This window comes from Eubacterium callanderi (assembly GCF_900142645.1).
In the GTDB taxonomy this organism is placed as follows: Bacteria; Bacillota; Clostridia; order Eubacteriales; family Eubacteriaceae; genus Eubacterium; species Eubacterium callanderi.
Genome location: NZ_FRBP01000004.1, coordinates 332,840 through 344,589, shown reverse-complemented (window position 1 = coordinate 344,589; position 11,750 = coordinate 332,840). Strand labels below are relative to the sequence as shown.

12 protein-coding genes are annotated in these 11,750 nt (G+C 50.2%); 2 read left to right on the top strand and 10 right to left on the bottom strand.

Features of this window, described 5'->3' with window-relative positions; translation table 11 throughout:
* From BUC22_RS07105 to leuS, 8 genes are all read right to left on the bottom strand, one after another.
* Positions 1-470, bottom strand: a 470-nt coding sequence (locus BUC22_RS07105; RefSeq protein ID WP_073382636.1) for a sigma factor, incomplete at its 3' end; no start/stop codon positions are given.
* A gap of 9 nt (positions 471-479) precedes the next feature.
* Positions 480-680 carry a hypothetical protein gene (locus BUC22_RS07100; protein ID WP_013381327.1) on the bottom strand — a complete coding sequence of 67 codons (201 nt, stop codon included), beginning with the start codon at positions 678-680 and terminating at the stop codon, positions 480-482.
* A 4-nt stretch (positions 681-684) separates the two neighbouring features.
* The gene (locus BUC22_RS07095) at positions 685-1,308 is read right to left on the bottom strand and encodes a hypothetical protein (RefSeq protein WP_013381328.1); all 624 of its coding nucleotides are present in this window, start codon (positions 1,306-1,308) and stop codon (positions 685-687) included.
* Positions 1,292-1,864, bottom strand: a complete 573-nt coding sequence (locus BUC22_RS07090; protein WP_013381329.1) for a BRO-N domain-containing protein — start codon at positions 1,862-1,864, stop codon at positions 1,292-1,294. Before BUC22_RS07090 ends, BUC22_RS07095 begins: the two co-directional genes overlap by 17 nt.
* Positions 1,857-2,432, bottom strand: coding sequence for a hypothetical protein (locus BUC22_RS07085; RefSeq protein ID WP_013381330.1), 576 nt, complete (start codon positions 2,430-2,432; stop codon positions 1,857-1,859). Before BUC22_RS07085 ends, BUC22_RS07090 begins: the two co-directional genes overlap by 8 nt.
* A 229-nt stretch (positions 2,433-2,661) precedes the next feature.
* Positions 2,662-3,312, bottom strand: coding sequence for a hypothetical protein (locus tag BUC22_RS07080; protein ID WP_013381332.1), 651 nt, complete (start codon positions 3,310-3,312; stop codon positions 2,662-2,664).
* Positions 3,313-3,516: 204 nt separating this feature from the next.
* Entirely contained in the window at positions 3,517-3,975 is a 459-nt protein-coding gene (locus tag BUC22_RS07075) for a ribonuclease H family protein (protein WP_073382633.1), read from the bottom strand.
* A 2-nt stretch (positions 3,976-3,977) separates the two neighbouring features.
* On the bottom strand, positions 3,978-6,389 hold the full coding sequence (leuS, locus tag BUC22_RS07070) for a leucine--tRNA ligase (protein ID WP_013381334.1): 2,412 nt from the start codon (positions 6,387-6,389) through the stop codon (positions 3,978-3,980).
* 176 nt (positions 6,390-6,565) lie between these two features.
* Between leuS and BUC22_RS07065 the strand changes: the two genes are divergently transcribed.
* Positions 6,566-7,627, top strand: a complete 1,062-nt coding sequence (locus BUC22_RS07065) for an alanine/ornithine racemase family PLP-dependent enzyme (RefSeq protein ID WP_013381335.1) — start codon at positions 6,566-6,568, stop codon at positions 7,625-7,627.
* Between the two features lie 125 nt (positions 7,628-7,752).
* A complete protein-coding gene (locus tag BUC22_RS07060) occupies positions 7,753-8,679 on the top strand; it encodes a DMT family transporter (RefSeq protein WP_013381336.1) in 927 nt (308 codons plus the stop codon).
* 203 nt (positions 8,680-8,882) lie between these two features.
* On the opposite strand, the gene BUC22_RS07055 is transcribed toward BUC22_RS07060, so the two are convergent.
* Together BUC22_RS07055 and feoB are read right to left on the bottom strand one after the other, a co-directional pair.
* Positions 8,883-9,563 carry a putative ABC transporter permease gene (locus tag BUC22_RS07055; RefSeq protein WP_041689900.1) on the bottom strand — a complete coding sequence of 227 codons (681 nt, stop codon included), beginning with the start codon at positions 9,561-9,563 and terminating at the stop codon, positions 8,883-8,885.
* A gap of 93 nt (positions 9,564-9,656) precedes the next feature.
* A complete protein-coding gene (gene feoB, locus BUC22_RS07050) occupies positions 9,657-11,687 on the bottom strand; it encodes a ferrous iron transport protein B (protein ID WP_013381338.1) in 2,031 nt (676 codons plus the stop codon).
* Positions 11,688-11,750: the final 63 nt, after the last annotated feature.

Here is an 11,750-nt window from a genome sequence, read left to right as displayed (position 1 = left end):
TCTGCCAGTTTCCTTTGATGGCGCTCGTTTTCTTTCTTCCAGATAAAACCGTTCTCGGGGCCGGGGGCTTCATCTGCCAGCGTGTCTGCAAAGGTGAGCCCCTGCGTTCCTGGTGCTTTGTCGTCAAGCTGTTTTTTGGCCGTCACCGACTGATTAAAGCGCCCACTTTTCCATTTTCTGTAATACTGACACAGATGGGTGCGTATAAAAGCATTAAAAGCTGCGCCGCGCTCAGGGTCAAAGCGCTCCAATCCCTTCATGAAGGCCAGAAGACCGTCCTGAAAGCCATCCTCAAACTGCTCATCTGGCACCTGAAACCTGCTCATCACGGACAGCACCAGGGGCTTAAAGGTTATGATGAGCATTTCTCCCGCCACTTTTGCGTTTTCCCGCTCTGGGCTGTTTGGGGGGTATTTCTGTCCATTTTTGTAGGTTCCGACCAACGCGTCGATCTCTTTGTATTGATTCATTCCCCCCTCCTATTCATCCTCATAAAGATCCGTTATACTCAATACAATCTCCGGGTGCCTGTCCTCCACAGCCTGGCAGTACTCGCCGAATAAATCTTCCGCTTCTTCCACAGTCCGGGCATAAAAGCCCACCTGCACCCTGCATTCCGCTTCCACCAGGTAGGGCCGGCGCTTGTGCAGGATGCCGGGACCTGTGCCATATCGATTCATCTCGTCACCTCCATAGGTTTTTAGTCTCCATCTGTTTTTTCTCGCGTGCCTCCCAAATCGCGTAAAAGGCGGCCACATCGTTATCCGGAAACCTTGCCCGGATCACTGCCTTTTCCTCCTCAGAGATCTCAGGAAGCAGATTAAAGCCGTTGGGGGACAGCGTGTCCTCAGGAATACTACCTGATAGAAAAGCTTTTTTATTGTTTAAAGGATTTATGTACGTTTCCAGCCCAGGTGCGGACGGGCTGCCCGCGACGTTCCAGACCTGTGTGCGCACGCACCCCCTCTCCGCAGTAATCCAGATCGCCTCAAGTCCCTGGTTAAAAGGATGCAGGCGATAGGTGCCTGCCCGCTGGGCAGGGTGCTTTTCATACTGCACCCGCCCGGTGCGGATCAGCTGGTCTCTGAGGTGCACGACCTGATAGTGCTTTTTGAGGCCCAGAAACCGCATGACCACCGTGTTGGGAAGATTAAAGTCCACAGGCCAGTACCAGTCCCCAAGCTCATCCCGGACAGCGGCCCTGTTGTTGGCGCACATGAGCAGATGCCAGTAAGCCTGCTGGATCGGGCTGATGAGCGTGGTCTCCAGCCATCTGTAAAAGGCCAGAAGCTCAGTCAGGTAATTCATGATTCACTCCAAAGGGGCCGGGGACACATCCAGCGCACACCGTTTCCACACAGGGCCAGGGGAACCACGGTTTTACTCCCCGGATCGAGGGCAGTATCACCCCAGTGATATACCCCTTGAAAAATGGCGCAGCGTGCAGCCGGCCGCCGAGGATCAGCGCGTCCAGTCCCCTTTCATTGACGACCAGCATTTTCTGGCGGTGATTATTGGCGTCGCGGATTTCCCGCTTTGTCACATCCTCACTGCGCACATGGGTGCGCAGCGCCCCGCAGTGGCTCTTATACCCCAGGGCCCTGCAGACATCCTTTACCACAAACCACTCTTTCCGCCCGTCCCCGGTCCTCAGCATCTGCTTTTTGAGTGCGATGAGCCGGTCCATGGCTTTGCTGACAAGTTCGCAGTCCATATCATACATGATGCGTTTCTGAATCTCACGGATCTCCCTCTCGATGGCTTTGTTGTGAGCCCGCACATCCACTGTTTCCACCAGGATGCGGATACTCCCAAACAAGAGGCTTTCAAAACAGTTTATCTTTAAGGTTATATGCTTATTCATGGGCTTCTCCTTTTTCAATCAATACAAAATATGTGTCCGACCATGGGCCGCGCAGGCGGTACACCCAGCGCTTCATGTCGATGGAATCACTGAGGAAGGCCTGATCTGTGGCTGCCCTCAGCAGTGGGCTTTGAAAGGCTTCGATATCCTTATCCGAAAGCGGCGTCTCCCCTTCAGATTCAATCTCACCCTGGGCGCACAGATGGGTGCTGCCATCCGGAAAGATGCATTCTTTCAGCGGTCTGCCGTCACACATCGCTTCAAAAATATGCAGCGGATGTGCGCTGTTGCCCAGCTTTACCCTGCAAATCTGCCCAAGGCTTCCGGCCAAGGTCTCTCTACATAATTCCTCGGGTGTTTCGCGGATCGGATAACCTTTGTTCTCTTGGAAAAATGGATTGTCACAGTGGTAAACCAGGGGTATCTCCTCGGTTAAATCCGCCATGCTCGAGACGCCCAGATCCTTTAAATAATCCGGCACCGGGTAATGGCGTAAATCCTTCCGCGCTTTTACGCGCTCCATTCCATTCATGTCCGCAGGCTTCTTAAGATTTTTGGTCTGATTCATTTCAGTCCTCCTGATTTGCAATTCACCGCCGTTTACCGGGTGTTAATGCCATTCTAAAGCATTAGAACCGCACAAATCAAAGTTCCTTCAGCGCGAAAATCCCCTCAAAAAAAACAAAAAAGCCCCATAAATTGAGACTTTTTTGCTTCAAAATGATATAAAACGGTTGTTTTTCTCCGATTCAGCCCAAAAGTTTGATCTGAAGGGTTTCTTTTTTATTTTTGAAACCTTAAAAACCATAGGCTGCATAAAACAGGTCATGGCACACCCCAAGCAAAGCACAGCTGCGGCAGGCAGGGTTATTCGCCAGGCTAAAGCTGTGCCCGTTTTTAAGCAGCTCTTTTATAAATAATGCCCGGCAAAGCCGTGTCAGCTCCAGAATTTTATCCTTGATCAGAGTTGACGAGCAGCAGTAAGCAACAGCCAATCCACTTAATGATACCAGCATTTTTTCCTCGCTCAAATGGATAAAAAAATGACGGCAGAGAAAACTGATTCCTCTGCCGCCATCAGGAAGTTTTGTCACAACTGGTAAAAGCTGAAGCTCCTCACCCAAAATGATGGGAAAGTGCCGCCTGTAACCAAATCGTTTTCGATTGTTTCTTCGACACTGCTTCATGTCCTTGTCAAAATACCGTCCGATAGCGTCCACCACAAAATGCGGTGACCGCGGCCACAAAAGCACTGTCTCATCCGCGAATACAATGGCTGTCATGGGCTGGGCCGGCGTTCCCCGGTTGATAAACGCCACCGGCGCCCCGCGCTTCAAATCCGAAAAAAGCTCCGCCACCTTGTCCCGCGTCAGCCGCGGATATTCTCCCTCATAGGCCTTGACAGCGTCATCGTAGTTGATGAAATGGTACTGCGTGTTTGCTTCCATTTGCATTTCCTTTCTGCGATTACCTCCGTAATCGTTTTACATTTATTTTAAAATGATGGGATGAGTGATCCCATATTTTAAGCAGGTGGTATAGGGATTTAAAAACCGATATGCCGGGAGTTAATTTGGCGGCATATCGGTTCTCTTTGGGGCTAGGGATAGCAGCTTATAAGCTCTCCCTGAATATTTATTTTTAATCTCTTCTCATTTCCCATACGCATCCATCGCCTCATTCACCAGCGCGTCGGCACGGTTATTGAGTTCGTTATCGGCGTGGCCCTTGACCTTGGCGAAGCGGGCGTCGTGGTAGTTGACCAGCTCGTCCAGCTCCATCCAGAGCTCCTTGTTTTTCAAGGGGCTGGCCTTGCCGCGGCTCCAGTTTTTGGCCTTCCAGCCGGTCACCCAGTTCTGGTTGTAGGCATTGACCACATAGGCGGAATCGCTGTGGATCACGACCTCGCAGGGCTCTTTGAGCATCTTGAGGCCTGTGATGACTGCCAGCAGCTCCATCTGGTTGTTGGTGGTATTGGGATAGGCTTTCTTGTATTCCTTGCGGATATTTTTTTCCGGATAGATGAGGATACCGCCAATGGCGCCGATGTTGTCACCGGCCTGGCCATTGCCGCGGCATCCGCCATCTGTATACAGCTCGACATACTTCATGTTTATTTCACAACCAGGTTAAAGATTTTACCTGGCACAAAGATTTCCTTCACGATATTTTTGCCTTCCACATAGCTGCGGATATTTTCATGCTCGAGAGCGATGGCCTTGGCGGCTTCCTTATCCGCGTCGGCGGGCAGGCTGATCTTACCGCGCACCTTACCGTTGATCTGGACAGCCATTTCGATGACATCGTCCACGGTTTTGGCTTCGTCATAAACAGGCCATGGGCTATCGTGCAGGCAGCCTTCCAGTCCGGCGATTTCCCAGAGCTCTTCGGTGATATGCGGCGCTACCGGGTACAGCAGCTGCAGATAGGTTTTAAATTCATCCTTTGTCACCTTGCCCACGCTGTTAAACTCATTGAGCAGGGTCATCAGGGCAGCGATGGCGGTGTTGAATTTCATTTCTTCATAATCGCTGTTGACTTTTTTGATGGTTTTATGCATCATGCTTTCCAGCTCCTGGCTGTAGCCTGTTTCGTCTGTCACAATTTCCTGAAGCTTCCAGACACGGTCCAGGTAACGCTTGGCGCCCTTGGTGCCATTTTCGGACCACGGCGCGGGTTTTTCATAGTCGCCGATGAACATGACATAGGTTCTCAGGGTATCTGCGCCGTACTCATCAATGATATCGTTAGGATTGACCACGTTGCCCTTGGACTTGGACATTTTTTCGCCGTCTGAGCCAAGAATCAGGCCCTGCATGGTCCGTTTTTTATAAGGCTCTGCGGTGGGCACCACGCCGATGTCATACAGGAATTTATGCCAGAAGCGGGAGTAGAGCAGATGTCGTGTGACGTGTTCCATACCGCCGTTATACCAGTCGACAGGCATCCAGTATTTCATTTTGTCATAGTCGGCCAGTGCCTGGTCATTTTTGTTGTCAAAATAGCGCAGGAAGTACCAGCTGGAGCCCGCCCACTGCGGCATGGTGTCTGTTTCGCGCTTGGCTGGGCCGCCGCAGTGCGGACAGGTGGTATTGACCCATTCAGGGATGCCGGCCAGCGGAGACTCGCCGGTGTCGGTCGGTTCGTAGCTCTTGACCTTTGGCAGCTCTAATGGCAGCTGGTCTTCCGGTACAGGCACCATGCCGCATTTCGGGCAGTGAACGATCGGAATCGGCTCACCCCAGTAGCGCTGGCGGTTGAAGGCCCAATCCTTCATTTTATAGTTGATGGTCTTTTTGCCAAGACCTTTTTCTTCCAGATATTCGATGGTTTTGGCGATGGCTTCCTTGACTTCCATTCCGTTTAAGAAGCCGGAGTTCACCATCTCGCCGCTGGCTGTATCGGTATAGGCCTCTACACTCACATCGCCGCCCTTGATGACTTCAATGATGGGCAGATCAAATTTCTTCGCGAATTCCCAGTCACGGGTATCATGTCCCGGAACCGCCATAATGGCGCCGGTGCCGTAGCCCATCATAACATAGTCCGCGATAAAAATGGGGACTTCTTCCCCGCTTAACGGGTTGATGCCGCGGATGCCCTCGATCATGACGCCGGTCTTTTCCTTGGCCAGCTGGACACGCTCAAATTCTGTCTTGCGCTTGGCGGCTTCCTGATAATCCACAATGGCATCCATGTTGGTGATACGGTCTTTCATTTCCTCGATCAGCGGGTGTTCGGGCGCGATGACCATAAAGGTCACGCCGAAAAGGGTGTCGGGGCGGGTGGTAAAAACGCGGAGCTTCTGGTCTGCGCCCGCGATGTCAAAATCGACCTCGGCACCGATGGATTTACCGATCCAGTTTTCCTGTTCCAGGCGGATACGCGGCAGATAATCCACATCGTCCAGGCCTGCCAGAAGCTTTTCGGCATACTCACGGATTTTCAGGAACCAAACGTCCTTTTCAAGCTGCACGACCTCGCTGCCGCAGATGGAGCATTTGCCCTCGCGGAAGTCTTCGTTGGCCAGAACAACCTTGCAGCCGCTGCAGAAATTGACATAGGTGCGGTCTCTGTAAACCAGACCGTGTTTAAAAAGCTGTAAGAATATCCACTGGGTCCACTTAAAATAGTTTGGATCGGTGGTGTCAATCTCGCAGTCCCAGTCAAAGGAGTACCCAATGGATTTCAGCTGCTGGGTAAATACCTTGATGTTTTCATCGGTGACTTCTCTCGGATGGCGGCCCGTCTTGATGGCGTAGTTCTCGGTTGGCAGGCCAAAGGCGTCCCAGCCAATGGGGAATAAGACGTTAAAGCCTTCCATCCGGCGTTTTCTTGAAATGATTTCAAGGGATGTGTAGGCTCTGACGTGGCCAACGTGCAGTCCGGCTCCTGAGGGATACGGGAATTCTACCAGACCATAGAACTTTTCTTTGTCCGAGTTCTGCTCGATTTTAAAGGTATCGTGGTCTTCCCAGTACTTCTGCCATTTTTTCTCAATTTTATGATGGTCGTATATCTTCATGGGTTCCTCCAAATTAATAATCAAAATACGTTTATAAGTGCACCCTTAATTATAAACAAGGCAGAAAATACTGTCAACCTAAAGCCGCCGGAAAGGGTGTAATTATTTTAAAAATCTTCATACACTCTTTATAAAAACATGGTATACTAAGACGTATAAAATTTTTGAGGTGAACCATGTATCCATTATTGCGATTTAACAAACAGCAAATTCTTGAAAATACACAGACCGTTGTAAGGGCCGCTGCCGAAAAAAACATCGGCGTTACTGGCATTACCAAGTGCACCGGGGGCAATTATGAGATTGCCGAGACCCTGCTGGCGGGCGGCGTTACTGCCCTTGGCGATTCCCGTGTCCAAAATCTCGTCACCCTTGCGGACCTCGACTGTCCAAAATGGCTGATCCGAATGCCCATGCTCTCCGAGGTTGAAGAAACCGTTCTGTACGCCACCCTTTCCCTGAACTCTGAGCTAAAAACCGTCCAGGCGCTGGATACCGCGGCGGCCAGGCATCACAGGAAGCATGAGGTGCTGGTCATGGTGGATCTGGGCGATCTGCGCGAGGGCTATTTCTCAGAGGAATCATTCTGCGCGGATATGGCAGAGATGCTGAAGCTTAAAAACATTGATATCCGGGGCATCGGCGCAAACCTGTCCTGTACCGGCGCCATCGTCCCCACTGTGGAAACCTACGAGCGCTTCGACGATTTCCAGACTCTTCTTAAAAAACGCTTTGGCCTGGACTGCGCTATCACCTCCGGCGGCGCCTCCAGCACCTATTTTATGGTGGAGGATGGCACTATTCCTTCCTGTATCAATAACCTGCGCATTGGCGAGCTGATCCTTATCGGAAACGATACCTCCAACAACATGCGCTATGAAAATCTCCATGATGACAATTTTATCCTGGATGTGGAGATTATCGAGATCAAGGATAAGCCCTCCATGCCCATCGGCAAAATCGGCTGTGACGCCTATGGCTGCACCCCGGTCTTTGAAGACCGGGGCATCCGCAAGCGGGCCATCTGCGCTCTGGGCAAGCAGGATACCACCATGGAGGATCTGACGCCTCTGGATGCCAACCTTGAAATCATCGCGTCCAGCTCAGACCACCTGATTGTGGATATTACGGAATGCAGCCGTGATTACCAGATCGGGGATATTGTGTCCTTCCGCTGTAACTACGTCAGCGCCCTTCACGCCTCGACCTCGGAATACATCTACAAATCTGCTTTTTAAAAAGATTCATTTGAAAATGGTCTGCCCGGCACGCAGGCCGTTTTTACTTTTTTGACCCCTTGTTTTTCCTTTGATTATGGTGTATGCTTGTGCTGTTGGGAAGCATTTATATTGTTGGAGGAAAAATGAAAAGCTTAAAAGGAAATTTGTTTATCATACTCTCGGCCTGTATCTTTGGTTTTACACCGATCATGGGAAAAATTACCTATCTTAACGGCAGCAATTCCATTATGCTGACCTTTCTGAGGACCTTTTTCTGTGTACCGGTCCTATGGATTATTTTAAAACAGCAGAAGGTGTCCTTTAAGCTTTCAAAAACGCAGCTTAAGCAGCTTTTGATCATCAGTTTTATCGGCTCTGCTGTCACCACACTGATGCTGTACCAGTCCTACAATTATATTCCCGTGGGCACTGCCACCACCCTGCACTTTGTCTATCCGGTATTCGTGGCTCTGGGTGCCATTCTGATCTTTAAGGAACATCTCACCAAGCCCAAGATCCTGGCCCTGGTCATCGCCACAGCCGGTATCAGCTTTTTTATGGGCGGTAAAATTGAGGGTGGACTGCTTGGCATCCTCTTAGCGCTGGTTTCCGGCCTGACCTACGCTTTCTACATCCTGTATCTGGATAAAAGCAGCCTCCTTGCGCTGCACCCACTCAAGCTGTCTTTTTACATCAACCTGTTTGTGGCCGGCTTTGTTTTTATCTACGGACTGTTCACAGGAACGCTGACCCTTGACATCACCCCCATGGGGTGGCTGCTCTCCTTTCTGGTGGCCATGCTCTGTGGCTTTCTGGGCATCACCCTGTTCCAGGTTGGCGTCAAGCTGTCTGGGGGTACCACAGCCGCCATTCTCAGCATGTTTGAACCCATCACCAGCGTGGTCTGCGGCATCGCCTTTCTGGGCGAGCCCATCACCGTCAAGAGTGTTTTGGGCTGCGCGCTGATCCTGACCGGCGTCACGATCCTCACCGTGTTTAAAGGGAAGGAACCAGCTGAGACGCCTGATTTAAATTTAGAGCTTGCTGCCAGTGAGGAAATGGAAAATTGAAAATTCCAGAACCCTTTTGCCGTTGACAAAAGCGATTTAAGCAGCGGCCTGCGGCCGCAGACAAATAAATTTGCATAAGTGAGTTGGCAAATTATCGAAAAAAAGCCTCTGGCAATTTGATTAAATTGCGGCGCAAGCCGTGTCTCAATCAAAAAGCCAGAGGCTTTTTGTACCTGAATTTTCCATTTTCAATCTTCAGTTTCCTAAAGGATCATGTTCGGATAGATCTTGCGCATAAAATCATCGGGATAGGTCTTATCCAGGAATTCTTCAAACGAATTGTCCGCCTTGACACCATGGTCACGCTGATCCCAGCGCTGGACAGCCAGGGCCGAAATGGCCATGTTAAAAATCATAAACACCACCAACACCCAGGTCAGCACAATCCCCACCTTGTTGGGGATTTTTTCGATCCATTTGGAGAAATACGGATAAATGTCCTTTACCCACAAAAGCCCCAGAAGCCCCCAGAACAGACCGTACAGCAGGCAGGTACGCCCGCCGATGTTGAGGGGCAGGTTGCTGTAATCCCAGGATACTGTCCCCATAAAATACTGTTGGAAGGCTGAACAGAGATACTCAAAGCCTGAGCCAATGACCATACTGAAAAGAAAGATGATCAGGTCTCTTTTATGGGCAAGAGGCCTTAAAACAATGGTCAGAACCACAGCTCCAAAGCCGTAGACTGGGTTAAAGGGGCCGTAAATCAAACCTGATCGGCTTTCGATAAGGCCGTGCTGGGTTACAAAACAAAAAATCATTTCAAGAATCGTCCCTAAAAAGCAGCCGATCATAAAAATCCAGAAGAGCTTATAAAAATTCAGCCCCGCCGCAAAAGAGCGGCCTTCCGAACCATTTTGGGCAGATACCTGTGTCTTTTTCATGGTTTCCTCCATTTTGCTTTCATTTGTATAGGATTATATCTACCCAAAGATGCTAAAGTGGTAACAAAAAAGCGGCCTGAGGCCGCAGATAAATCAAATAAACAAGCTTCCAATCTGGTAGACCAGCATGGAGATCAGATAGGCAGTACCCGTTTGGTACAAAATGGCAAAGCCAAAAGTTTTCCAGCTTCCCAGCTCTTTTTTCATGGTCGCCAGCGCTGCCGTACAGGGCGATGCCAGGAGCACAAACAGGATGAAGCTGTAAGCCGAAAGCGGGGTAAAAATCTGTCCGAGCGCCATGGTAAAGCCGCCGTCAAAGGTACTGGTCAAGACACTCATGGTGCTGATGATCATTTCCTTGGCCGCGATACCCGACAATACCGAAACGCTGGCCACCCAGTTGCCAAAGCCCAGCGGGGCAAAAACCGGGGCGATGAATTTTCCGAAGGCCGCCAGAATGCTTTCATCGGCATTGGCCGTCATCTGGAAGTCCGTACCAAAGTTTTGGAGAAACCAAAGCACAACCGAGGCCGCAAAAATAATGGTGCCGGCACGTACAATAAACTCCTTCACACGCTGCCATACCTGGGTAACCGTGTTTTTAAGAACCGGCAGGCGGTAGGGCGGCAGCTCCAGCAGATAGCCGGAATCCTGTCCTTTAAATACCGTCTTGGACAAAATCACGCCTGACACAAAAACCACCAGCAGGCTTACGATATATAAGGAAAAGACCATGACGGACTGGGCCTTTGAGAAAAAGGCTGACGCCATAAGCACATAGATCGGCATCTTGGCGCCACAGGAGATAAAGGGAGTCAGGATAATGGTCAGCTTCCGCTCCCGTTCGTTTTCCAGCGTACGGGTTGCCATAATTCCAGGAACCGAGCACCCAAGCCCCACGACCATCGGGATAAAGGATTTTCCCGAAAGGCCGAATTTTCGGAATACGCGGTCCATCATAAAGGCCACCCGCGCCATGTAGCCGCTGTCCTCCAGCACGGAGATAAAGATGAACAGCACGGTAATCTGTGGGATAAAGGTCAAAACCGCCCCCACACCGGTGATCGCACCCTCTGTCACCAGAGCAATGAGCCACGGAGCCACGTTTAGCCCTTCCATTAAGCCCGTCACGCCGGGAATCAGCATTTCGCTGATAAAACCCTCGATAAGGCCTGTTGTTCCATCCCCCACCACGTTGATGGACACAAAATAAATGATAAACATAAAGATAAAGAAAATAGGCAGGGCCGCGTAGCGGTTCATGAGTACCTTATCCAGCCTGTCCTCAAAGGCCAGATGGGTTTTACCGATCTTTTTCGTAGCCCTAGTTACCTGATCTGTGATAAAGCGGTAGCGGTAATCCGCAATGGTGCTGTCCACATCCTGCCCGCTGATCTCTCGGATCTTTTCCCGGGCGTCATAAATATCCTGATCCAGTCCAAAGCAGTTCGCCACCTTTTTCAGAATTTCATCGTCCTTTTCAATGAGCTTGATGCTTCTGAAAATTTTGGGATAGCCGGGCAGAATATCCGGGTAAGACCGCTGCACCAGGTTGTCGAAATCAATGATGACCTTTTCGATATTATCTGGAAAAACCGGATTGAATTCCGGTGCTTTCCCGGATTTCCGGTCATCCTCCAGCTTTTCCTCGACTGCCTTGATCAATGCCTCAATACCGATTCCCTTTTGGGCGGATATCTCCATAAATGGGAACCCAAAGCCCTTTTTCAGGGATTGGAGGTCCAGCTTCAATCCCTTTTTCTCAACAATATCCATCATGTTCAGCACGCCGATGATGGGAATCTTCAATTCCATCAGCTGGGTGGTCAGATAGAGGTTCCGCTCAATGTTTGACGCATCTAAAATATTGATGATCAAATCCGGCGGTTCACTCAGCAAAAAATCCCTCGATACAATTTCATCCATCGAATAGGGCGCCAGCGAATAAATGCCGGGAAGGTCCACCAGCGTAATTTTGCTCGCGGTATCCCGCAGATCCCCTTCCTTTTTTTCAATGGTGACGCCCGGCCAGTTCCCCACATACAGATTGCTTCCAGTCAGGCTGTTAAACAGGGTGGTCTTTCCAGAGTTCGGATTTCCCACCAGTGCAACGCGATAATTCATAAAATACTCCTCGGTTTTAGGATGTCACATAAAACTAACTTGTCCTTACAAGAGAAAAACCAC

Coding starts and splice junctions, on each gene's coding strand:
- BUC22_RS07100 (WP_013381327.1), bottom strand. CDS start 680: ATGAATCGATATGGCACAGGTCCCGGCATCCTGCACAAGCGCCGGCCC.
- BUC22_RS07095 (WP_013381328.1), bottom strand. CDS start 1,308: ATGAATTACCTGACTGAGCTTCTGGCCTTTTACAGATGGCTGGAGACC.
- BUC22_RS07090 (WP_013381329.1), bottom strand. CDS start 1,864: ATGAATAAGCATATAACCTTAAAGATAAACTGTTTTGAAAGCCTCTTG.
- BUC22_RS07085 (WP_013381330.1), bottom strand. CDS start 2,432: ATGAATCAGACCAAAAATCTTAAGAAGCCTGCGGACATGAATGGAATG.
- BUC22_RS07080 (WP_013381332.1), bottom strand. CDS start 3,312: ATGGAAGCAAACACGCAGTACCATTTCATCAACTACGATGACGCTGTC.
- BUC22_RS07075 (WP_073382633.1), bottom strand. CDS start 3,975: ATGAAGTATGTCGAGCTGTATACAGATGGCGGATGCCGCGGCAATGGC.
- leuS (WP_013381334.1), bottom strand. CDS start 6,389: ATGAAGATATACGACCATCATAAAATTGAGAAAAAATGGCAGAAGTAC.
- BUC22_RS07065 (WP_013381335.1), top strand. CDS start 6,566: ATGTATCCATTATTGCGATTTAACAAACAGCAAATTCTTGAAAATACA.
- BUC22_RS07060 (WP_013381336.1), top strand. CDS start 7,753: ATGAAAAGCTTAAAAGGAAATTTGTTTATCATACTCTCGGCCTGTATC.
- BUC22_RS07055 (WP_041689900.1), bottom strand. CDS start 9,563: ATGAAAAAGACACAGGTATCTGCCCAAAATGGTTCGGAAGGCCGCTCT.
- feoB (WP_013381338.1), bottom strand. CDS start 11,687: ATGAATTATCGCGTTGCACTGGTGGGAAATCCGAACTCTGGAAAGACC.